The following is a 22,460-nucleotide window of genomic DNA, read 5'->3' as shown; positions in this document are numbered from 1 at the left end:
TCCGACTTCCGACTTCCGACTTCCGACTTCCGACTTCCGACTTCCGACTTCCGACTTCCTACTGAGCTAGTGCCTTATCCCCAGCATTTCCCGCGCATGCGCCAAAGTATTTTCGGTAATTGCGATACCACCCAGCATTCGCGCAATTTCCTCAATTTTCTGATTTTCTTCCAACGGCTCTAGGCTGGTGGTGAGCTTGGCTTTGTTGCCGACTTTTTGCACTCTAATGTGATGATCGCCTTGACTGGCAACCTGTGGCTGGTGGGTGACGCAAAGCACTTGGCTGCGTTTTCCAAGGGCATTGAGAAGTTGGCCAACGATTTCAGCGGTGGCGCCACCGATGCCGACATCAACTTCGTCAAAAACCACGGTGGGTATGGCGGCAACTTGTGCAGTGATGACCTGAATCGCGAGGCTAATGCGCGAGAGTTCACCGCCAGATGCGATTTTGTTTAGCGGGCCTTTGGCGGCTGTGGGGTTGGTGCTAATTAATATTTCGATTTCTTCCTGGCCGTGGCTATGGGGCTCGTCATTGCTTAAAGGATGCATGGCAAATTCAATTTCACAGTGCTTCATCGCGAGTGCTTGCAACTGCTCTTCTATGCCTTGCTTCATTAACTTGGCGGCCTTTGTGCGTTTTTTGCTAAGCGATGCAGAGGTGGTTTGATAGGCCTTTAGTGCTTGTTCTTGGCTGCTGCGCAGCTGATCGATTTTTTCATCGCTGGCATCTAGGTCTTCAAGCTGCGCTTCGAGTGAGTTTTGCAATGTCATCAGCTCGTCTGCTTGAATGCGGTGTTTGCGCGCGGTTTGGTATATGGCGTCGAGCCTTGTTTCTACTTCAATTAGGCGCTCGGGGTCGAGCTCGGTACCGTCGATAACGTGTTGAAGCTCGCCGGCGGCCTCTTCAATTTGAATGCGCGCGCTTTCCAGAAGCTGAGCGGCATTTTCTTGAACGCTGCTGCGATGTTGGCTGCTGTATAGCGAAGAGAGTGCCTGGTGCAAAATACCCATGGCATTGACCTCGCCGTCGCGGCAGAGATTAAGGCTGTGGTGATTTGCGGCGAGTATTTGTTCCGCATTGGCTAGTTGCTTTTGCAGGTCTTCTAGTTCCTCTACTTCGCCGGCCTTCAAGTCTAGGCGATGCAATTCTTCAAGCTGATAGCGCAGCAACTGCTCTTGGGCATTTTGCTCGGCAAGATTCGCTTCCAGTGAGGCTAGGGTCTTTGTGCAATATTGATATTCATGGCAGTGCTCGCTAACTTGCTTGGCGAGTGCGGTGGTGCCAGCGTAGGCGTCCAGCAGTTCGCGCTGATAGGGTTTCTGGAGCAGGGATTGGTGCGCATGTTGGCTGTGGATGTCGATGAGAAATGAGCCCAGCTCACGCACATCTTGTAAGGTGGCTGGTTGACCGTTGATGTAGGCTCGCGAGCGTCCGTCGGCGGTAATCACGCGCCTTAACATGCAGTCATTGCTGCCGTCTAAATCTCGTTCCTGCAGCCAGCTATGGGCGGCGGGAATGGCGCTAATATCAAACTGCGCGTGGATATCCGCTCTATCTGCTCCCTTGCGCACAATATTGCTATCGGCGCGATCACCCAGCGCCAGTCCCAGTGCGTCAAGCATAATGGACTTGCCTGCGCCGGTTTCTCCCGTCAGTACGGTCATGCCCGTTTTGAGCTCGATGTCGAGATGTTCGGTGATGGCGTAATTGCTGATGGTGAGATTGCTCAGCATGATGGTCTCTCGTGGTTGCGCAAATAGTCTGTATGTTTATACAGTAAAATACTGCTGGCGGCATCGATCGTCAATCGTCAGCAGTAAAAATATTTGTGTTTGCCTTGAATTAGTAGGTCTAAACCCCATATACGCGTCAACGCGGGAAATGTCCGCAAGATTGAATACGTGTGACGGAGATTGGATACGTGGCAGAGGAACAAGATAAGGCAGCGATGCAGGATGAAGAAATTCAAGCTGAAGAACTGCAACAGGGCGATGAGGCTGAGTTGAGCGGCGAGCTAGAGCCCGGCCTCGAAGAGCAATTGGCAGCGGCGAAGCAGGCGGTAGTTGATGCGCAGGAGCAATCTTTGCGCGCAGCGGCGGAGGCGCAGAATATTCGTCGTCGCGCTGAGAAAGACGCCGAGAATGCGCGCAAGTACGCACTTGAGAAATTTGCCGGCGATATGCTTCCCGTGGTGGACAATCTCGATCGCGCGCTCGCTTCTGCAGACAGTGCCGATGAGTCCTTAAAGCCGATTTTGGAAGGTGTTGAGTTGACTCGAAAAACATTGGTAGATGCCTTGGCGCGTCACAATGTTGAGCAGTTAAACCCGGTTGGCGAGCCATTTAATCCTGAGTTTCACGAAGCGATGGCGATGGTGCCAAACCCGGATGCCGAGCCAAATTCGGTGATGGATGTGATGCAGAAGGGTTACACCTTAAACGGTCGCCTGCTGCGTGCAGCGATGGTTGTTATCGCTAAGGCGCCGTAAATAGTAATTGTATTAAAAATGGCCTATGCCCCCTTGAAATGTGTGGATAAGGGCCAATATCTGTCACAAGACAAAGAATTTCGCCGCGAGTGGCGACAGTTTTTAAGTGGAGAATGATCATGGGTAAAATTATTGGTATTGACTTGGGTACCACTAACTCTTGCGTTGCGGTAATGGATGGCGACAAGGTTAAGGTAATCGAGAATGCAGAAGGTACGCGCACTACGCCGTCGATTGTGGCGTATACCGACGATAAAGAGATTCTGGTTGGTCAGAGCGCTAAGCGTCAGGCAGTGACTAACCCGCACAACACCTTGTATGCGGTGAAGCGTCTGATCGGTCGTCGTTTTAAAGATGATGTCGTGCAAAAAGACATCAAAATGGTGCCTTACGCAATCTGTGAAGCAGAGAACGGTGATGCGTGGGTAGAAGTGAAGGGCGAGAAAATGGCGCCACCGCAGATTTCAGCGGAAATCTTGAAAAAGATGAAGAAAACCGCTGAAGACTATTTGGGTGAGAAAATCACCGAAGCGGTTATTACGGTGCCTGCTTACTTTAACGACTCTCAGCGTCAGGCGACTAAAGACGCTGGCCGTATTGCCGGTTTGGACGTTAAACGTATTATCAACGAGCCTACTGCCGCGGCCCTAGCCTACGGTATGGACAAATCCAAGGGCGACCGCACGATCGCGGTATACGACTTGGGTGGTGGTACTTTCGATATCTCGATCATTGAAATTGCTGAAGTAGACGGCGAGCACCAGTTTGAAGTGTTGTCGACTAACGGCGACACCTTCTTGGGTGGTGAAGATTTCGATATGCGCCTGATCGACTATTTGGCGGAAGAATTTAAGAAAGAAAATAGCATTGATCTGAAAGGCGACTCACTGGCCGTTCAGCGTCTGAAAGAAGCAGCTGAGAAAGCAAAAATTGAGCTGTCTTCTAGCCAGCAGACTGAAATCAACCTGCCATACATCACGGCAGACGCCACTGGTCCTAAGCACTTGGTTGTAAAGCTGAGCCGCGCTAAGTTGGAGTCTTTGGTTGGTGATTTGGTTGCCCGTTCATTAGAGCCAATGAAAATGGCACTGAAAGACGCTGGATTGTCTGCGTCTGAAGTAGATGAAATTATTTTGGTTGGTGGTCAGACTCGTATGCCTTTGGTGCAAAGCAAGGTGACCGAGTTCTTTGGTAAAGAAGCGCGTCGCGATGTAAACCCCGACGAAGCTGTTGCCATGGGTGCAGCGCTGCAAGGTGCGGTACTGTCTGGTGAAGTAAAAGACGTACTGCTACTTGACGTTACTCCGCTGAGCTTGGGTATTGAGACCATGGGCGGTGTGGCGACTCACCTGATTGAGAAAAACACCACTATTCCGACTAAGAAGTCGCAGGTGTTCTCAACCGCGGATGACAATCAGCAGGCTGTAACTATTCACGTTGTTCAGGGCGAGCGCAAGCAGGCGGCGGCGAACAAATCGCTGGGCCGTTTCGACTTGGCGGATATTCCACCGGCACCGCGCGGTTTGCCGCAAATCGAAGTAACTTTCGATATTGATGCCAACGGTATCTTGCATGTGTCTGCTAAAGACAAGGCAACAGGTAAAGAACAGTCTATCCGCATCACGGCATCAAGCGGTTTGAGCGATGATGAAATCGAACAAATGGTGCGCGATGCAGAAGCCAACGCCGAGGCAGATAAAAAGTTTGAGGCATTGGTAACGGCGCGCAACACGGCTGAAGGTTTGGCGAATGCGACCCGTAAGACGCTAGAAGAAGCGGGCGACAAAGCGACTGATGAAGAGAAAGCCGCTATCGAGGCTGCGCTCGCTGAAGTTGATGAGGCGGTTAAGGGTGACGATCTCGAGAAAATCGAAGAAGCTACTAAGAAGCTAACCGAAGCATCGGGCGGTCTTGCTCAAAAAATGTACGCTGAGCAGGCAGCGCAAGCTGAAGCCGAAGGCGGTGCAGAGCAGCCTCAGTCTGGCGCTGACGATGTGGTCGACGCGGAATTTGAAGAAGTAAAAGACGACGACAAGAAGTAAGCTTGAAGCGGGGCAGTGCCTCGCTTGGGTGAACCGCTGGACGGGAGACGGGAAACGCAAAGGCCAAGGTCAGCGTGTTTTGCGATCTCCCGTTTGGCATGAGGGGTAGAATCATTTATAGGGGTAGTGGGTGGCACTTCAAAAAGCATCTCCCGTCTCCGTCTAGCGTGAAGCGAAGCTATGTCAAAACGAGATTATTACGAAATTCTGGGCGTGTCGCGGGACACTGACAGCAAGGATATTAAAAAAGCCTACCGTCGTATTGCGATGAAAAATCATCCTGATCGTAATCCCGATGATCCGAAAGCCGAAGATATTTTTAAAGAGGCGACCGAAGCCTACGAAGTGCTTTCTGATGAAGATAAGCGCGCAGCTTACGACCGCTTTGGTCATGAGGGTGTTAACGCCGGGGCCGGCGGCGGTGGCGGCGCAGGTGGTTTTAGCGACATATTCGGCGATGTATTTGGCGATATTTTTGGCGGCGGTGGCGGCGGACGTCAGCGTGGCCCGCAGCGCGGTTCAGATCTGCGCTACACGCTAGAGATTGATCTTGAGCAGGCTGTTCACGGTTCAACGGCAAAGATTCGTATTCCGACCTTGGTGGCGTGTAAGCCTTGTGATGGCAGCGGCGCTAAGCCGGGTTCGAAGCCTGTTACTTGTAGCACCTGTAATGGTGTAGGCCAGGTGCGGATGCAGCAGGGCTTTTTTGCCGTGCAGCAGGCGTGCCCGAACTGCCGTGGTAAAGGTACGATTATTTCAGACCCGTGTTCAGCGTGTCACGGCCAGGGTTTGATTGAGGAAACCAAAACGCTGTCGGTCAAAGTACCTGCTGGCGTCGACACCGGCGATCGTATTCGTCTTACTGGCGAAGGCGAGGCAAGTCCAAACGGTGGCCCAACGGGCGACTTATACGTGCAGATGGCGGTGCGTCCGCATCCTATTTTCAAGCGCGATGGCAAGAATTTGTACTGTGATGTGCCGATCAGCTTTGCAGACGCCGCCCTGGGTGGTGAGTTGGATGTGCCTACCTTGGAAGGCCGCGTAAAACTGAAAATTCCGGCAGAAACCCAAACCGGCAAATCCTTTCGTCTGCGTGGCAAGGGAATAACACCGGTTCGCGGTGGTAGCACAGGCGATTTAATTTGCAAGGTGACCTTGGAGACGCCAGTGTCTCTGACTAAGCGTCAAAAGGAATTGCTGCAGGAATTGCAGGCGAGCATGGAAGGTGATGATAAGCAGTCACCTCGAAAAAAAACATGGTTTGACGGCGTAAAAACGTTTTTTGACGATATGAAGCTCTGATAATTTTGTTTCTCTCTTATGACGGGTTCCATCTTAAGGTGGAATCCGTTCTCGACTTCCCCTTATTTTTTCTCCATTCTTGGCGGCATACGCATTCAGCAATCCTACGCTCCGAATTATATAGAGGCGCCTGAGTAATGGATAAAACCCTTAATAAATTTGTAGCCGATTATTTGTGGTCAGATAAGGTGGTGCACTACAGTGCGTGGCGGCGCAAGCTGATAGACGTTTTGCGTCTCGCCTACGTGGTGTTGGATGATTTAGCAAAGGGTGAGCTCACGCTGCGAGCAATGAGCTTGGTTTACACCACCTTGCTGTCATTGGTGCCTATGATGGCGGTGAGCTTTTCTGTACTCAAAGCCTTTGGCATGCACAATAAGCAGCTAGAGCCAATTATGTTGCAGTTTCTTGCGCCGATGGGGGCGCAGGGCGTAGAGATTACCGACAAAATAATCGGCTTTATCGACAATGTAAAAATTGGTGTGTTGGGTACCTTCGGTGTGGCCTTACTGTTCTACACCGCAATCTCGTTGATCCAAAAAATTGAGGCGACCTTCAACTATATTTGGCGTCTTGATCAGCACCGCAGCATTGGGCGCCGATTTGCCGACTACGGCAGCGTCATGTTGATTGGGCCGCTACTGGTGTTTTCCGCAATCGGTTTGTCGGCAAGCGTTTTGAGTGGCGGCTTTGTGCAAACCATCAGCAATCATCTGCCGTTTATGCAGTATTTGATTGCATTCGTCACTGAAGCTGCACCGTATTTAATGATTATTGCGGCCTTCACGTTTTTCTATATGTTTATTCCCAATACTCGGGTTACATTTCGAGCGGGTGCAGTGGCGGGTGTGGTGTCTGGGTTCTTGTTTCAAAGTTTGGGTTGGGGTTTTGGCAGTATTGTGGTGTCGGCAAGTGGCAGTGGCACCTACGCAATTTATTCCGGTTTTGCGATTCTAATTCTATTTATGATGTGGATGTACATCAGTTGGTTGATTCTGCTGGTGGGCAGCAGTGTTGCATTTTATGTGCAGCACCCCGAATATATCGCGCCTCTGCGGCGCAGCGGCGATATAAGTATTCGGCAGCGTGAAACACTGGCTTTGCAGGTGATGGCAATTGTTGCCCAGCGCTACTATCAATCGCGCAAGCCGTTTTCGGCTAGTGATTTTGTGTACCGTCTGCGGGTACAAATTCAGGGTGTCACGCGGGTGCTGCGAGCACTTCAGCAGGCGGGCTTGTTGACAGAGAATCACGAAGATCCGCCGCGCTATTTGCCAAATGCACCGCTTGAAAAAACCTCGTTGAAAACCGTGCTCGATGCCGTGCGCAACGACGGTACCGTGCAGATGATAGCGCTGCGGGTGCCGCGTAGACCGGTTGCTGGTGTGGCGGAAGTTACCGCGTCGATAGACGCGGCGCTAGATGCAGCGCTGGCGTCGGTATCGGTTCGCGATATGGCGCTTGGTGATGATAGTAAAGAGGTTGATGAAGGTGGCGATGAGAAATAGTCACCGCCGCAACGAAAAACAGCTACAGACTTTTATATATTGGAATGTGTTATGACAGTTAGGATCGCAGTAACCGGTGCCGCAGGTAGGATGGGGCGGATTTTAATTGAGGCGGTGTCGCTAAATGACGGCTGCGAGTTAACAGCAGCCATTGAGCGGCCCGAGAGCTCGCTCATCGGCGCCGACGCCGGCGAGTTGGCTGGATTGGGTAAAAACGGCGTTGCCATCGTGGGTAATGTAAGCGACGTATTGAATGATTTTGACGTGCTGATCGATTTCACCATTCCAGCCGCGACCCTTGCCAATGCGAAAGCATGTGGCCTAGCGGGTAAAGGTATGGTGATTGGCACCACTGGCTTCAATGCCGAACAAAAAGCGGAATTAGACGCGGCCATTGCGCCAATTGCGATTTGCCAAGCCTCCAATTTTAGTACGGGCGTAAATCTATGCTTCAAGCTACTTGATATGGCGGCGCGGGTATTGGGCGATGATGTTGATATAGAAATTGTCGAAGCCCATCACCGTCACAAAATTGATGCGCCGTCGGGAACGGCCTTGAGCATGGGGCAGGTGGTTGCCGATGCCTTGGGGCGTGATTTAGAGAAAGTGGCGGTTTACGGCCGCGAGGGGCAAACCGGTGCTCGTGAGCGCGAAACCATTGCTTTTGCGACAGTGCGCGCTGGAGACATTGTCGGTGATCATACCGTGATGTTCTGCGCAGATGGTGAGCGGGTCGAGATTACCCATAAGGCCAGTTCGCGGATGTCCTTTGCCCGTGGCGCAGTGCGCGCTGCGGCGTGGGTGAATTCGCAGGCTGCCGGTCGTTATGACATGCAGGATGTGCTCGGCCTGAAGTAATTGCGCCAATTCACGCAGCGATGACGTGATCGAGTCGCTTGGCGTTGAGCGAATACTCGCCCTAAGGGTGGATTGCGGTATTTATTGCGGTGGACGCGCGGGGGGCATTTCGCGTAAAATCGCGCATCAGATTAGGGTGCCGAGCTGAAGTAGCTCCGCAGCCCCGCAGAAAGCGAGGTGAGGTAATCTTCATCTCGCTTTTTTGCACGCGTATTTTCCTCTGTGGTCCCTTGGTTGTCGTTCCGGCGGGTGTGTCGGCGGTGGCTCTCGGCCGCAAGTTTGATCTAGGAGGTAGTCTTGACGGTTCCAGCCATACTTGCCCTTGAAGACGGCAGCATTTTTCGGGGCATTGCCATTGGTGCAGAAGGGCACTCGGTTGGTGAGGTCGTTTTTAACACCGCGATGACCGGTTATCAGGAAATACTGACAGACCCCTCATACGCTCGCCAAATAGTTACCTTGACCTACCCGCATATCGGCAATACCGGTGTGAATAGCGAAGACGAAGAAGCAGAGCATATTTGGTCTGCGGGATTGGTGATTCGCGACCTGCCAATGCTTGCATCCAGTTTTCGCTCTGAGCAAAGCCTCTCTGATTATTTAAAAGCACGCAATATTGTCGGCATTGCCGATATTGACACTCGTCGCTTAACGCGCATTTTACGCGATAAGGGCGCTCAAGGCGGCTGCCTGATGGCCGGCGATATCGATGAAGCCAAAGCACTGACGCTAGCGAAGGAATTTGCCGGGCTCAAAGGTATGGATTTGGCCAAAGAAGTCACTACCGCCAAAAGTTACGAGTGGCGCGAAGGCAGCTGGGCTCTGGGTAAGGGGCACAAAGTCTTTAGCGATGCCGAGTTGCCATATCACGTTGTTGCCTATGACTTTGGTGTGAAGCGCAATATTTTACGGATGCTGACTGATCGCGGTTGCCGTTTGACGGTTGTGCCGGCGCAAACGCCTGCTGCCGATGTGTTGGCGATGAATCCCGATGGTGTGTTTTTGTCTAATGGTCCAGGTGATCCAGAGCCTTGCGATTACGCGATTGCCGCTATTAAAGAAATTTTAACGACCGGTCTGCCCGTGTTTGGTATCTGTTTGGGGCACCAGTTACTGGGCTTGGCCTCAGGTGCCAAGACGCAAAAAATGAAGTTTGGCCATCACGGCGCTAACCACCCGGTGCAGGATTTGGCAACGAAAGTGGTGCACATCACCAGCCAGAACCATGGTTTTGCTGTTGACGAAAGCACGTTGCCAGAAAACCTTGTGGTTAGCCATAAGTCATTATTTGACGGTTCATTGCAGGGTATTCGGCGCACTGATGTCCCCGCGTTCGGATTTCAGGGGCATCCAGAGGCGAGCCCTGGTCCGCATGACATTGCGCCCTTATTTAATCAGTTTATAGATTTGATCAAAGCCTCTAAGCAGGCTTAGTAGAAAGTTCGGCATCGCGGCTTTGTATGCGGTTTTGTTGGTCTGGCGTCGGAAGTCTGGCGTCTGGCGAGAAAATACACTGTCGCGCCCGACTTTGGCGTCTGACGTCCAGCTTCCGACGTCCGACTTTTTTGTAACGAAGCACAGAGTCAGATGATTAGCACTTATGCCAAAAAGAACTGATATCCAAAGCATTCTTATCCTCGGTGCCGGCCCGATTGTTATCGGTCAGGCTTGCGAGTTTGATTACTCCGGTGCGCAGGCGTGTAAAGCCCTGCGGGAAGAGGGTTACAGAGTCATTCTGGTGAACTCTAACCCCGCGACCATCATGACTGACCCGGCGATGGCGGATGCCACGTATATCGAGCCAGTGGTCTGGGAAACGGTTGCCAAGATTATTGAGAAAGAGCGTCCCGATGCCTTGCTACCCACGATGGGCGGTCAAACGGCGTTGAACTGCGCCTTGGATTTGGATCGCGAAGGCGTGCTGGCCAAGTACGGCGTTGAAATGATCGGTGCGACCAAAGACTCCATCGATATGGCGGAAGATCGTCAGCTATTCGACCAGGCAATGAAGCGTATCGGTTTAGAGACGCCAAATTCCGCCATCGCCCATAGCATGGAAGAGGCTTTACAGGTTCTGGATACCATCGGTTTTCCCGCCATTATTCGCCCCAGTTTTACCATGGGCGGTTCTGGTGGCGGTATTGCCTATAACAAAGAAGAGTTTGTTGAGATCTGTACCCGCGGTCTCGATCTGTCGCCAACCAATGAGCTGCTGATTGATGAGAGCTTGATTGGCTGGAAAGAATTTGAGATGGAAGTTGTGCGTGATAAAAACGACAACTGCATCATTGTTTGTTCTATCGAAAACTTCGACCCCATGGGCGTGCACACGGGCGATTCGATCACCGTTGCGCCGGCGCAAACGTTAACTGATAAAGAATATCAAATCATGCGAAACGCCTCTTGCGCGGTATTGCGTGAGATTGGCGTGGAAACTGGCGGCTCTAACGTTCAGTTCGGTATGGAGCCGCACACGGGTCGTTTGGTCGTAATTGAAATGAACCCGCGGGTGAGTCGGTCATCGGCCTTGGCCTCTAAAGCAACGGGCTTCCCCATTGCCAAAGTGGCCGCTAAGTTGGCGATTGGCTATACCCTCGATGAGCTGCAAAACGATATTACCGGCGGTGCGACCCCCGCGTCATTTGAGCCGGCAATCGATTACGTCGTTACAAAAATACCGCGCTTTACCTTCGAGAAGTTTGGTGAGGCGCAAACGCGTCTGCACACCCAGATGAAATCTGTTGGCGAAGTGATGGCGATTGGCCGTACCTTCCAGGAGTCTCTGCAAAAAGCATTGCGCGGCCTTGAAGTGGGTTCGGCAGGCTTTGAGCATCAAATTGATGTGGATCGCGACGATGCTCGCGACATATTAATTGCCGAATTGACCAACCCAGGCCCAGAGCGCATTTGGTTTGTTGCCGATGCTTTCCGCGCAGGTATGAGTGTCGACGAAGTATTTGAACACTCTTGGATTGATCCGTGGTTCCTCGTTCAAATTGAAGATATTGTTAAAACTGAAAACTCGCTAAAAACCTTAACGTTAACCGACATCAGCAAAGATTTGATGTGGCGTTTAAAGCGCAAAGGTTTTTCAGATCAGCGTTTGGCAGTGTTGCTTGCGGTTAGCGAAAAACAATTGCGCACCCTGCGCCACAGCTTAGACATTCGCCCAGTATACAAGCGTGTGGATACCTGTGCGGCAGAGTTTGCGACGTCGACGGCTTATATGTACTCCACCTACGAAGAAGAGTGTGAGTCACTGCCATCTGACCGCGATAAAATCCTCGTGATCGGTGGCGGCCCTAACCGTATCGGTCAAGGTATTGAATTCGATTACTGCTGTGTACACGCGGCATTGGCCATGCGTGAAGATGGTTACGAGACCATTATGGTCAACTGTAACCCTGAGACAGTGTCGACGGATTACGATATTTCAGACCGTTTGTACTTTGAGTCAGTAACCCTCGAAGACGTGCTGGAAATTGTTGCCAAAGAAAAACCCAAAGGCGTTATCGTCCAGTTCGGTGGCCAAACGCCATTGAAGTTGGCGCGCGACCTTGAGGCGGCCGGTGTGCCCATTATTGGTACGTCGCCAGATGCCATCGACCGCGCGGAAGATCGTGAGCGTTTTCAGCAAATGATCGAGCGGCTTGAGTTGAAGCAGCCACCAAATACAACTGTGCGCTCAGAAGAAGCGGCACTGTTGGCGGCGGCTAAAATTGGCTACCCTTTGGTTGTGCGCCCGTCCTATGTATTGGGTGGCCGCGCCATGGAAATCGTTTATAAGGAAGACGAATTGCAGCGCTATATGCGCGAGGCGGTTCGGGTTTCTAATGAGTCGCCCGTTCTGCTAGACCATTTCTTGAATGCTGCGGTTGAGGTTGATCTCGATGCGGTTTCAGATGGCAAGCAAGTAGTGATCGGCGCGATCATGCAGCATATAGAGCAGGCGGGTGTTCACTCCGGTGATTCGGCTTGTTCTTTACCGCCGTACTCTTTGTCTGCGGAAGTGCAGGATCGTATGCGCGAGATTGTTAAGGCCATGGCCTTAGAATTGGGCGTTATCGGTTTGATGAACGTGCAGCTGGCTGTGCAGGATGGCGAGGTTTATGTCATCGAAGTAAATCCGCGCGCTTCGCGCACGGTGCCATTTGTGTCTAAATGCATTGGTGTGTCGCTGGCCAAAGTTGCTGCGCGCTGTATGGCCGGTACCAGCTTGGCCGATCAAAACTTCACTACCGAGATTATCCCTAAGTATTTCTCGGTTAAAGAAGCGGTATTCCCCTTCGCTAAATTCCCTGGTGTCGATCCGATACTTGGGCCAGAAATGAAGTCTACTGGTGAGGTTATGGGCTTGGGTGAAACCTTTGCCGAAGCCTTTGCCAAAGCCGCTGTTGGCGCTGGCGAAGTCTTTCCGACCAGCGGTCATGCCTTTATTAGTGTGCGTGATCCAGATAAAGACGGCGCTATTGAGGTTGCTAAGCAGTTAGTTGCTCAGGGTTTTACCCTTTGCGCCACACGTGGTACTCATAAGGTATTAACCGCCGCTGGTTTGACTTGTCAGCGGGTGAATAAAGTACTTGAAGGTCGTCCGCATATTGTTGATATGGTTAAAAATGGCGACGTCGATTTAATTATTAATACCACTGAAGGTAAGCAGGCGATCGCCGATTCATCGCTGATTCGCCGCAGTGCTTTGGTAAACAAGGTAAGTTACACAACAACACTTGCCGGTGCCGAGGCAATTTGTCAGGCTTTGGCCTTTGGTGAAGAAAAAACAGTGCGCCGTCTACAGGACGTGCACGAGGGTATGATGCAATGAATCAGGTGCCAATGACGGTTGCCGGCGAAAAAGCGCTGCGCGATGAGTTAAAAAATTTAAAATCTGTTGAGCGTCCGCGTATCACGCAAGCGATTGCTGAGGCGCGCGCTCACGGCGATTTAAAAGAGAATGCCGAATACCACGCTGCCCGTGAGCAGCAGGGGTTTTGCGAAGGCCGTATTCAAGAAATAGAAAGTAAGCTCGCCGGTGTGCGGGTGATCGATATTTCTGCAATCCCCTATACCGGCAAAGTGATCTTTGGGGTTACGGTAACGCTGATCAACTGCGAAACCGATGAAGAGGTGACTTACCGTATAGTGGGTGAGGATGAGGCCAGTGTGAAGCTGGGCAAAATATCCGTCACGTCTCCGATTGCGCGCGCCCTTATCGGCAAAGAGGAAGGTGATGTCGCAATGGTTGCGGCGCCGGGCGGCACCATAGAATATGAAATCGACAAGGTGCAACACCTCGCCGAGTAAATAAACTGGGGGCTTATGCCCGAAGTAGGTTGGACAGCTTCGGGTTAGGTTTCTTGGCTGGGCGGTAAATCAATGCGATCTTGCCGATAGCTTGCACCAATTGCGCCTTGTGGGCGGCACAAAATTGATCAATTAAAGCTCGGCGCTCTGTCGGTTCAGCGATATTTACTTTAACTTTGATGAGTTCGTGATCGTCTAGTGCGCGGTCAATTTCGGTCATCACGCCTTCACTCAAGCCGCGATCGCCGATCATCACAACGGGATTGAGTTTGTGACCGATACTGCGGAGGTGTTTTTTATCGCTGGCGCTGAACTTGGGCATAATATTACTAAACCGAAAAAGGCATGGCCGAGCATTTTACTCGAAAGGCGGCCGCGCTGAAATGTGAATTCTCGCTATTAAGGGAGTGGATGTGGCTAAACGGTCTGGATCAAGTGATGCGTGGATGAAGGAACATTTTGACGATCACTACGTCAAAAAGGCCCAGAAGGAAGGTTACCGTTCACGCGCTTGCTATAAGTTATTGGAAATTCAGGAAAAAGATCGCCTGATTAAGCCCGGTATGAGTGTGGTCGACTTAGGTAGTGCGCCCGGCGGCTGGTCGCAGGTGGCTGCTATGCTGGTGGGGCACAGCGGTCAGGTGCTGGCATCCGATATTCTGGACATGGACAGCATCGCCGGAGTTGAGTTTATTCGGGGTGATTTCACCGAGGAAGAGGTCTTCAATGAATTGATGGCTTTTTTGGGTAATCAGAAGGCAGATCTTGTAATTTCAGATATGGCCCCCAATATGAGTGGTATGAGAGACGTTGATCAGCCGCAGTCTATGTATCTGTGTGAGCTGGCGTTGGACATGGCGGGTTTGGTTTTGCGGCCCGGCGGCGGATTTGTCACCAAGATTTTCCAAGGGGAAGGTTTTGAGGAATATATGCGCCTTCTTCGCGAACGTTTTAGTAAGGTGGTGACCCGTAAGCCGGCTGCGTCAAGGCCGAGATCGCGGGAAGTTTACCTAGTGGCTACTGGTCTACGCGTATAATTATTGCGTAGAGGGTGCCTAATTAATGTAGTAGAGTGAGCAGACGTTGGGGCTAATTTCCCGTTTTATGCACTTTGCGAACAGAGCAGCGTGAGGATCGGTTTTTGAACGATATGGCAAAGAATTTACTGTTGTGGCTGGTTATTGCTGCAGTCCTGTTGACTGTTTTTAATAACTTCAGCGTCCAGTCACCCACCGAGCAGCTCAATTACTCGCAGTTCATTACGGAAGTGCAGAATGAGCGTGTCCGAAAAGTCGTAATCGACGGCCTAGTGATCAGTGGCGAGCGCAACGATAACAGCCGCTTTGAGAGTGTGCGCCCACTGCTGGACGATCCAAAATTAATTGATGATCTGTTACAGCACAATGTGGTTGTTGAGGGTACCAAGCCAGAGCGCCAAAGTTTGTGGACGCAGCTGCTGGTAGCCAGCTTCCCGATATTGATCATTCTTGCGATCTTCATGTTTTTTATGCGTCAAATGCAGGGCGGTGCCGGCGGCGGCAAAGGCGGCCCGATGGCCTTTGGCAAGAGCAAGGCGCGGCTATTAAGTGAAGACCAAATTAAAACGACGTTTGCCGATGTGGCGGGCGTAGATGAAGCAAAAGAAGATGTGCAGGAGTTAGTAGAGTTTCTGCGTGACCCCGGTAAGTTTCAGCGTTTGGGTGGTCGAATCCCCCGCGGTGTGCTGATGGTTGGTCCTCCAGGTACTGGTAAAACCTTGTTGGCAAAAGCGATTGCTGGCGAAGCGAAGGTGCCATTCTTCTCTATTTCAGGTTCTGATTTTGTTGAAATGTTTGTCGGTGTCGGCGCATCTCGTGTGCGCGATATGTTTGAGCAGGCTAAGAAGCAGGCGCCGTGCATTATTTTTATTGATGAGATTGATGCGGTTGGTCGCCATCGTGGCGCGGGTATGGGCGGCGGTCACGATGAGCGCGAACAGACCCTAAACCAATTGCTCGTTGAGATGGACGGTTTTGAAGCAAATGACGGTGTTATCGTTATTGCGGCAACTAACCGCCCAGACGTGCTTGATCCCGCCCTCTTGCGCCCAGGTCGTTTTGATCGCCAGGTAGTGGTGGGTTTGCCAGATATTCGCGGCCGCGAGCAAATCTTGAAAGTACATATGCGTAAATTGCCCTTGGGTGATGATGTCGAGGCATCGATCATTGCGCGCGGTACACCGGGTTTCTCTGGTGCAGATCTTGCGAACCTTGCCAATGAGGCGGCTTTGTTTGCTGCCCGCGGTAATTCGCGTTTGGTGAGCATGGAGCAGTTTAATTTGGCAAAGGACAAAATCATGATGGGCGCGGAGCGCAAATCTATGGTGATGTCAGATAAAGAAAAATTAAATACCGCCTATCACGAAGCCGGCCATGCCATTGTTGGCCGCACTGTGCCTGAACATGACCCAGTGTATAAGGTGAGTATCATTCCCCGTGGTCGGGCCTTGGGTGTGACCATGTTCCTGCCAGAAGAAGACCGATACAGTTTGAGTCGCAGGCATATTACTAGCCAGATTTGTTCTTTATTTGGCGGTCGAATTGCGGAAGAGATGACCTTGGGGCCGGATGGTGTGACAACGGGTGCCTCGAATGATATTCAGCGCGCGACCGATATCGCCCGTAAGATGGTTACCAAGTGGGGCTTGTCAGACAAGATGGGGCCGCTGATGTATGACGATGCAGAGGAAGAGGTTTTTCTCGGTCGCTCGGCGGGTCAGCAGGGTAAGGGGCATTCGGGTGAGACTGCGCGACAAATCGATGAAGAAGTTCGCCGTATTATTGATGAGTGCTATGGCATCGCGCGGGGAATCCTTGAAGAGCATCGCGGTAAATTAGATGTCATGGCAGACGCTTTGATGATGTATGAAACCATCGATGCCAAGCAAATAGACGATATTATGTCTGGTCGTACTCCGCGCAAGCCAGCGGGTTGGGATGATGACGATCGCCGCGGCGGTCATAAGGCGGAGTCTTCTGAGAGCGATGTTGACTCCGAGCCTAGTGCTGACGATGACAATGACAAAAAGAATCGCCCGGAAGACCCTTTTGTTGGCTCGGTGAGTGATCACTGAGTTTGCAATGAACTCCCTGGTAAGCCAATCGTCGCCGCAGCTCCGCTGCGGCGCTCGCATGTTAGACCTAAGCGAGCCGAAAGTAATGGCGATTATCAACGTGACTCCTGACTCATTTTCCGATGGCGGTGCATTCCACGCCGGTGGCGTTCTGCTTGAAAAAGTTTTGCGCCGAGTTGATGAGGCGTGCAGAGAGGGAGCATCGCTGATCGATGTCGGTGGTGAGTCAACCCGGCCGGGTTCTATACCAGTTAGTGCTGAGGAAGAATGTGAGCGAGTGCTGCCGGTGGTTGAGGCTATCTCTCAACGCTTTGATACCATTATTTCAGTAGACACGAGTACTCCGCAGGTTATTCGCGGCGCAGTGCAGTTGGGTGCGGATTTAATAAATGATGTACGAGCGTTGTCGCGACTGGGTGCGCTTGATGCTGCAGTAGAGAGTGGTTTGCCAGTGTGTTTAATGCATATGCAGGGTGAGCCCAGCTCTATGCAAGAGAATCCAGATTACCAAAATATTTTTGACGAGGTTGCTGCGTTTTTACATGGGCGGGTTGCTGCATGTGTTGCCGCGGGTATATCGAAGGAGCAAATATTGCTCGATCCGGGTTTTGGATTTGGTAAAACCGTGGCACATAATTTTGAATTGTTTCGCCGCTTGCCCGCCTTTGTGGAGATGGGGTTTCCGGTGTTGGTTGGGGTTTCAAGAAAATCTATGCTGGGTGCACTTACTGGGCGTGGAGTTGAAGAGAGGTTGGCGGCGAGTGTGGCTATGGCCGCGATGGCAGTAGAGCGCGGCGCGCACATTCTGCGCGTACACGACGTTAAAGAAACCGTTGATGCAGTGAAGCTTGCAGCTGCTGTGAAGTTTGAGAAAAGTAATAATGGCTAGAAAATATTTTGGTACCGATGGTGTTCGCGGGCGCGTCGGCGAAGGCGCGATTACGCCTGAGTTTGTTTTGAAACTGGGTTGGGCTGTAGGGCAAGTGTTCGCTCGTGAAGGTCGCAGTAAGGTTCTGATTGGTAAAGACACCCGAATTTCCGGTTATATGTTTGAGTCCGCTTTGGAAGCAGGCTTGGTGGCAGCGGGTGTTGATGTCTTGCTGTTGGGGCCGATGCCAACACCTGCAATTGCCTATTTAACGAGAACATTCCAAGCGCGTGCAGGGATTGTCATCAGCGCGAGTCACAACCCTTATTACGACAATGGCATTAAGTTTTTTTCCGCTGACGGTACCAAATTACCTGATGAGTTGGAGATAGCGATCGAAGAAGCCATTGATATCAGTATGACCACGGTTGAGTCGGCAAAGTTGGGTAAGGTGCGGCGTATTGACGATGCTGCTGGGCGCTATATTGAATACTGTAAATCCACTGGTCAGACAGGTCTGTCATTAGCCGGTTTAAAGATTGTTCTCGATTGCGCTAACGGTGCGACTTACCACGTCGCGCCGGCAGTTTTTTCTGAGCTGGGTGCTCAGACAATTGTCATGGGGGCGAATCCCGATGGCTTGAATATTAACGCTGGCGTTGGCTCTACTCACCCTGCTGATATGCAGGCGCGGGTTGTTCAGGAGTGTGCTGATTTCGGTATCGCCTTCGACGGTGATGGTGATCGCGTAGTATTTGCAGATGCGTCGGGAGAGCTGGTTGATGGTGACGAGCTTCTGTATATCATTGCCGCGGAGCAGCTTCGTCGCGGGGAGCGCTGCGAAGGTGTGGTGGGAACCTTGATGTCAAATCTTGGTTTTGAGTTGGCCTTGAAAGCGCTGGGTGTTTCATTCGAGCGCGCGCAGGTCGGCGATCGCTACGTAAAAGAGCGAATGAATGCGCTGGGCTGGGCGCTTGGTGGTGAAAATTCTGGCCATATAATTTGTGGTGATGTGAGTACCACGGGTGATGGCATTGTTGCCGCATTAAAGGTTGTGCAGGCGGTGCGGGCGAGCGGTAAGAGTTTGTTGGAGCTGCGAGCGCCCGTGAAAAAGTTTCCGCAAATAATGCAAAATATCCGCATACAAAAACCGATGGATTTGAATCATTCGGAATTACGCGCTGCGGTCGGCCAAGTTGAGCTGGAATTAGCAGGCAGAGGCAGGGTATTATTGCGCGCCTCAGGCACTGAGCCCTTGGTGAGAGTAATGGTTGAGGGCGAGAACGGTGCGCAAGTTGCGGACTTGTGCCAGCGTCTGAGCGACAAGGTGCAAAAGCTTTCATCATAAGTGGTGGCTGTTCTTGTATGTATTTATAAGTTTATGTAAGATTGGCGCCCATTTTGCGCTAAGGGAAATGGCATGCGGAGTAATCTCGTAGCAGGGAATTGGAAAATGTGTGGCGACAGCGCCAGCATTGGAAAATTGGTGGCGGAAATGAAAGCCTCCCTACCTGCGGAGCCTGGTGTTGATATCGCGGTTTTCCCTCCCTCGGTGTATTTGGCGCAGGTGTTAGTTGGCTTGAGCGGCTCGCCAGTTGCGGTTGGTAATCAGAATGTTTGTGACCAACCCAGTGAAGGTGCATATACAGGTGAGGTGTCTGCCTCAATGTTGGCTGATGTCGGGTGCCGCTATGTCATTGTTGGGCATTCTGAGCGCCGAGCAATGTACGGTGAAACCAGTGAGCAAGTTGCGCAAAAAGCTAAGCAGGCTTTGCTGCAGGGATTGATACCTTTGGTGTGTGTCGGTGAGACCGAGGCGCAGCGTGATGAGGGTGCAACTCTTGAAGTTATTTCAGCCCAACTTAAGCCGATATTTTCGACATTAAGTGCTGAGCAGTTACGTTTGATTGTAGTTGCTTACGAGCCGGTTTGGGCAATTGGCACAGGTAAAACGGCAAGTCCTGATCAGGCTCAAGAAGTGCATGCTTTTATTCGCGCACTTTTTTCGAAAAAAGATGAGTTATTGGCGAAGGGTTTGCGAATTCTGTATGGCGGTAGTGTCAAGGCTGCCAATGCAGGTGAATTGTTCGCTCAGGCGGATATTGATGGCGGTTTAGTTGGTGGTGCGTCACTTGATGCACAGGAATTTTCCGCAATATGTCGGGCGGCGGAGTAATGGAACAGATTATTTTAATAGTACATGTGTTGGCTGGTCTTGCCATTATTGGTTTGATCTTGGTTCAGCAAGGTAAAGGCGCAGATATGGGGGCTTCGTTTGGCTCTGGTGCGTCACAAACTTTATTTGGTAGTAGTGGTAGCGGCAACGCGTTAACACGGGCGACTGCCATATTGGCTACCTTATTCTTCATTACAAGTTTGTCGCTCGCCTATGTGGCGAAGCAGCGTAGCGGTGGTGGTGAAGACATTATTGACGTGCCTGTGTTGCAGGAAAGTCGTGATGTTGCTCCGGTTGGTGACGATAGCATGCCTGCTCAAGCGGGTGGTGCTGAGTCGGATGTGCCTGCAGAGAGTGATATGCCGGCGGTGGTCGAGTAAAAAATTAGCCGAAGTGGTGGAATTGGTAGACACGCCATCTTGAGGGGGTGGTGAGCATAGCTCGTGCGGGTTCAAGTCCCGCTTTCGGCACCAATTTAAAAAAAGGATAATTGTCTGTGATGACTATCCTTTTTTGTTTCTCGCGTAAGTGTGTAATTGCCCCTGTATTCCTTTCCGTGTCAGCCGTTTGGCTTGACCTGCTTGTGGTCGCCGACTATAATGCGCCTCCTGATATGAGGTGGCGGCACGGGTTTTACAGGCTTCCTTTGTAAGCGTTGGGTGACTTCGCTTTATATAGATCAGAAGTTTTTAGAAGCCCCTTCCAAAGGGGCTTTTTCGTATCGCTAAAGGGCGTACGTCAAAGAATTTCGATGGTGGGCCTTGGGCCCATTTTTTATTGGTGGGTAGTGAACTTGTCCAACAAGAACGTCAAGTTAGAAGAATTGTTAAGGCCGGGAGTGGAAGCTCTTGGCTACGAACTATGGGGTTTGGATTATCAGTCTCATGGTCGTCACACTTTGCTGCGTGTGTATATTGATAGTGAAAACGGGATTGGTGTTGATGATTGCGCGAAAACCAGTCACCAAATCAGCGGCGTATTAGATGTTGAGGATCCTATCGCGGGTGAGTACAACCTCGAAGTGTCGTCGCCGGGTATGGATCGGCCGCTATACACGCTGGCACAGTTTGAACAGTACATTGGTAATGATGTAAGTATTCGTTTGCGCACCTCTTTTGAGGGGCGTAGAAAGTTTCTCGGTCGCCTGGCAGGCATCGAGGATGGTGATGTGGTATTGAACGTTGAGGAGCATGATTATTTGCTTCCCTTCGATCAAATTGATAAAGCGAATGTCGTGCCTCGATTTTAATCGGGGTTAATGATTTCAAATAGCCGGCTGCGGAAAGAGGCGGATAATGAGTAAAGAAATATTGCTGGTAGTTGAGGCCGTATCGAACGAAAAAGGTGTTTCTAAAACTATCATTTTCGAAGCGATTGAACAGGCATTGGCAACAGCCGCCAAGAAACGTTATGACGAAGATTCTGAAATTCGTGTGGTGATAGATCGCAACACGGGTGATTATCAGACTTTTCGCAGCTGGTTGGTCATGCCTGACGATGAGATGGCGCTGCTGGGTACTCAGCTAACGATCGAAGAGGCGCATGAGTACAGCACTGATTTAAAAGCGGGCGACACTCACGAAGAGATCGTTGAGAACGTGGGTTTTGGTCGTATTGCTGCGCAAACTGCCAAGCAAGTTATCGTGCAAAAAGTTCGCGAAGCAGAGCGTGCGCAAATTGTTGATGAATACCGCGACCGCGTTGGCGAGCTTATAAATGGCACCGTTAAGAAGGTGACGCGCGACAGTATTATTGTTGACCTAGGTAACAATGCTGAAGCTCTATTGCCCCGTGAAGAATTAGTTGGTCGCGAAGTATTCCGGATCAATGATCGCGTTCGCGCGATTTTGGCAGATGTGCGCCCAGAGGCCCGCGGCCCGCAATTGTTTTTGAGTCGCGCCTGTCCAGAAATGCTTATCGAGCTATTCAAGATCGAAGTGCCTGAAGTTTCTGAAGATGTTATCGAGATTCGCGCCGCTGCTCGCGACCCGGGTTCACGGGCAAAGATTGCTGTAAAAACAAATGATGGCCGTATCGACCCAGTCGGCGCTTGCGTTGGTATGCGCGGTTCGCGTGTGCAAGCGGTTTCTGGTGAGTTGGGCAATGAGCGCGTCGATATTATTTTGTGGGACGATAATCCAGCGCAGTTGGTTATTAATGCAATGGCGCCCGCCGAAGTCGAGTCTATTGTCGTTGATGAAGATAGCCATACCATGGATGTGGGCGTGGCCGAAGACAATCTCGCGCAAGCCATTGGTCGTGCGGGGCAAAATGTTCGCCTTGCCGGTCAGTTAACTGGCTGGACAATCAACGTGATGAGCATCGAGGAGATGGGTGCTAAACACGAGCAAGAATCAGGACAGGTAATTAGCTTTTTTGTTGAAGCCCTGGATGTGGGTGAAGACATTGCTGAGGTGTTGGTAGAAGAAGGCTTCACAACACTGGAAGAAGTTGCCTACGTGCCGCTTGAAGAAATGATGTCAATTGAAGGCTTCGACGAGGACATTGCGCAAGAGTTGCGTGCCCGTGCGAAGGACGCCTTGTTGACCCAAGCAATAGCGAGTGAAGAAAAATTAGAAAGTGCAGAGCCGGCTGAAGATTTATTGACAATGGATGGCATGGAAAAACACCTTGCCTTTATTCTTGCCAGCCGTGGCATTGTAACGATGGAAGATCTGGCCGAGCAGGCTGTTGAAGATCTTCTCGACATTGAAGACATGACTGAAGAACGGGCTGGAGAGTTAATTATGACAGCCCGCGCTCCGTGGTTTGCAGACGAAGACGAATCTGCAAAATAAGCGAGT

The 22,460-nt window shown here is 51.3% G+C and carries 18 protein-coding genes and 1 tRNA gene; 17 read left to right on the top strand and 2 right to left on the bottom strand.

Going from position 1 to position 22,460, the window contains the following annotated elements:
• Nucleotides 1-66: 66 nt before the first annotated feature.
• The gene (recN, locus tag AAC007_RS09515) at nt 67-1,734 is read right to left on the bottom strand and encodes a DNA repair protein RecN (RefSeq protein WP_295874357.1); all 1,668 of its coding nucleotides are present in this window, start codon (nt 1,732-1,734) and stop codon (nt 67-69) included.
• Between the two features lie 188 nt (nt 1,735-1,922).
• On the opposite strand from recN, the gene grpE reads away from it, so the two are divergent.
• The 8 genes from grpE to greA all read left to right on the top strand — a co-directional run bounded on the left by grpE (nt 1,923) and on the right by greA (nt 13,500).
• On the top strand, nt 1,923-2,489 hold the full coding sequence (gene grpE, locus AAC007_RS09510) for a nucleotide exchange factor GrpE (protein WP_339676242.1): 567 nt from the start codon (nt 1,923-1,925) through the stop codon (nt 2,487-2,489).
• Nucleotides 2,490-2,608: 119 nt separating this feature from the next.
• A complete protein-coding gene (gene dnaK / locus AAC007_RS09505) occupies nt 2,609-4,531 on the top strand; it encodes a molecular chaperone DnaK (RefSeq protein WP_295874351.1) in 1,923 nt (640 codons plus the stop codon).
• A 180-nt stretch (nt 4,532-4,711) separates the two neighbouring features.
• Complete coding sequence (dnaJ, locus tag AAC007_RS09500) at nt 4,712-5,833, top strand: molecular chaperone DnaJ (protein WP_339676239.1); 1,122 nt, start codon at nt 4,712-4,714, stop codon at nt 5,831-5,833.
• A 137-nt stretch (nt 5,834-5,970) separates the two neighbouring features.
• Nucleotides 5,971-7,341, top strand: coding sequence for a YihY/virulence factor BrkB family protein (locus AAC007_RS09495; RefSeq protein WP_339676237.1), 1,371 nt, complete (start codon nt 5,971-5,973; stop codon nt 7,339-7,341).
• Between the two features lie 51 nt (nt 7,342-7,392).
• Complete coding sequence (dapB, locus tag AAC007_RS09490; protein ID WP_339676230.1) at nt 7,393-8,199, top strand: 4-hydroxy-tetrahydrodipicolinate reductase; 807 nt, start codon at nt 7,393-7,395, stop codon at nt 8,197-8,199.
• Nucleotides 8,200-8,496: 297 nt separating this feature from the next.
• On the top strand, nt 8,497-9,633 hold the full coding sequence (gene carA, locus AAC007_RS09485; RefSeq protein WP_295874340.1) for a glutamine-hydrolyzing carbamoyl-phosphate synthase small subunit: 1,137 nt from the start codon (nt 8,497-8,499) through the stop codon (nt 9,631-9,633).
• Nucleotides 9,634-9,799: 166 nt separating this feature from the next.
• Nucleotides 9,800-13,021 (top strand): carbamoyl-phosphate synthase large subunit, encoded by a 3,222-nt coding sequence (gene carB, locus AAC007_RS09480; protein ID WP_339676228.1) that lies wholly within the window; start codon nt 9,800-9,802, stop codon nt 13,019-13,021.
• Complete coding sequence (gene greA, locus AAC007_RS09475) at nt 13,018-13,500, top strand: transcription elongation factor GreA (RefSeq protein WP_295874334.1); 483 nt, start codon at nt 13,018-13,020, stop codon at nt 13,498-13,500. The genes carB and greA overlap by 4 nt, the downstream gene beginning before the upstream one ends.
• A 13-nt stretch (nt 13,501-13,513) precedes the next feature.
• Here greA and yhbY read toward each other — a convergent pair whose 3' ends face one another.
• Nucleotides 13,514-13,822, bottom strand: coding sequence for a ribosome assembly RNA-binding protein YhbY (yhbY, locus tag AAC007_RS09470; protein WP_339676226.1), 309 nt, complete (start codon nt 13,820-13,822; stop codon nt 13,514-13,516).
• A 91-nt stretch (nt 13,823-13,913) separates the two neighbouring features.
• On the opposite strand from yhbY, the gene rlmE reads away from it, so the two are divergent.
• From rlmE to nusA, 9 genes are all read left to right on the top strand, one after another.
• Nucleotides 13,914-14,537 (top strand): 23S rRNA (uridine(2552)-2'-O)-methyltransferase RlmE, encoded by a 624-nt coding sequence (rlmE, locus tag AAC007_RS09465; RefSeq protein ID WP_339676224.1) that lies wholly within the window; start codon nt 13,914-13,916, stop codon nt 14,535-14,537.
• 113 nt (nt 14,538-14,650) lie between these two features.
• Nucleotides 14,651-16,612 (top strand): ATP-dependent zinc metalloprotease FtsH, encoded by a 1,962-nt coding sequence (ftsH, locus tag AAC007_RS09460; protein WP_295874683.1) that lies wholly within the window; start codon nt 14,651-14,653, stop codon nt 16,610-16,612.
• A 7-nt stretch (nt 16,613-16,619) separates the two neighbouring features.
• On the top strand, nt 16,620-17,501 hold the full coding sequence (folP, locus tag AAC007_RS09455; RefSeq protein WP_295874680.1) for a dihydropteroate synthase: 882 nt from the start codon (nt 16,620-16,622) through the stop codon (nt 17,499-17,501).
• Nucleotides 17,494-18,828, top strand: a complete 1,335-nt coding sequence (gene glmM / locus AAC007_RS09450; protein ID WP_295874328.1) for a phosphoglucosamine mutase — start codon at nt 17,494-17,496, stop codon at nt 18,826-18,828. Before folP ends, glmM begins: the two co-directional genes overlap by 8 nt.
• A gap of 72 nt (nt 18,829-18,900) precedes the next feature.
• Complete coding sequence (gene tpiA / locus AAC007_RS09445; protein WP_296436164.1) at nt 18,901-19,656, top strand: triose-phosphate isomerase; 756 nt, start codon at nt 18,901-18,903, stop codon at nt 19,654-19,656.
• A complete protein-coding gene (gene secG, locus AAC007_RS09440) occupies nt 19,656-20,036 on the top strand; it encodes a preprotein translocase subunit SecG (RefSeq protein ID WP_339676219.1) in 381 nt (126 codons plus the stop codon). The genes tpiA and secG overlap by 1 nt, the downstream gene beginning before the upstream one ends.
• A 7-nt stretch (nt 20,037-20,043) precedes the next feature.
• Nucleotides 20,044-20,129: transfer RNA gene (locus AAC007_RS09435), tRNA-Leu, on the top strand.
• Between the two features lie 320 nt (nt 20,130-20,449).
• Entirely contained in the window at nt 20,450-20,905 is a 456-nt protein-coding gene (rimP, locus tag AAC007_RS09430) for a ribosome maturation factor RimP (protein WP_339676218.1), read from the top strand.
• 46 nt (nt 20,906-20,951) lie between these two features.
• Nucleotides 20,952-22,454 (top strand): transcription termination factor NusA, encoded by a 1,503-nt coding sequence (gene nusA / locus AAC007_RS09425; RefSeq protein ID WP_339676217.1) that lies wholly within the window; start codon nt 20,952-20,954, stop codon nt 22,452-22,454.
• Nucleotides 22,455-22,460: the final 6 nt, after the last annotated feature.

This window comes from uncultured Zhongshania sp. (assembly GCF_963975605.1).
In the GTDB taxonomy this organism is placed as follows: domain Bacteria; phylum Pseudomonadota; class Gammaproteobacteria; order Pseudomonadales; family Spongiibacteraceae; genus Spongiibacter; species Spongiibacter aquimaris.
This window is presented reverse-complemented; position numbering and strand designations above follow the sequence as displayed.

Bases quoted from the DNA above. Each gene is read 5' to 3' on its own strand.
- recN (WP_295874357.1), bottom strand. From the start codon at position 1,734: ATGCTGAGCAATCTCACCATCAGCAATTACGCCATCACCGAACATCTC.
- dnaK (WP_295874351.1), top strand. From the start codon at position 2,609: ATGGGTAAAATTATTGGTATTGACTTGGGTACCACTAACTCTTGCGTT.
- dnaJ (WP_339676239.1), top strand. From the start codon at position 4,712: ATGTCAAAACGAGATTATTACGAAATTCTGGGCGTGTCGCGGGACACT.
- AAC007_RS09495 (WP_339676237.1), top strand. From the start codon at position 5,971: ATGGATAAAACCCTTAATAAATTTGTAGCCGATTATTTGTGGTCAGAT.
- dapB (WP_339676230.1), top strand. From the start codon at position 7,393: ATGACAGTTAGGATCGCAGTAACCGGTGCCGCAGGTAGGATGGGGCGG.
- carB (WP_339676228.1), top strand. From the start codon at position 9,800: ATGCCAAAAAGAACTGATATCCAAAGCATTCTTATCCTCGGTGCCGGC.
- greA (WP_295874334.1), top strand. From the start codon at position 13,018: ATGAATCAGGTGCCAATGACGGTTGCCGGCGAAAAAGCGCTGCGCGAT.
- yhbY (WP_339676226.1), bottom strand. From the start codon at position 13,822: ATGCCCAAGTTCAGCGCCAGCGATAAAAAACACCTCCGCAGTATCGGT.
- ftsH (WP_295874683.1), top strand. From the start codon at position 14,651: ATGGCAAAGAATTTACTGTTGTGGCTGGTTATTGCTGCAGTCCTGTTG.
- folP (WP_295874680.1), top strand. From the start codon at position 16,620: ATGAACTCCCTGGTAAGCCAATCGTCGCCGCAGCTCCGCTGCGGCGCT.
- glmM (WP_295874328.1), top strand. From the start codon at position 17,494: ATGGCTAGAAAATATTTTGGTACCGATGGTGTTCGCGGGCGCGTCGGC.
- tpiA (WP_296436164.1), top strand. From the start codon at position 18,901: ATGCGGAGTAATCTCGTAGCAGGGAATTGGAAAATGTGTGGCGACAGC.
- secG (WP_339676219.1), top strand. From the start codon at position 19,656: ATGGAACAGATTATTTTAATAGTACATGTGTTGGCTGGTCTTGCCATT.
- nusA (WP_339676217.1), top strand. From the start codon at position 20,952: ATGAGTAAAGAAATATTGCTGGTAGTTGAGGCCGTATCGAACGAAAAA.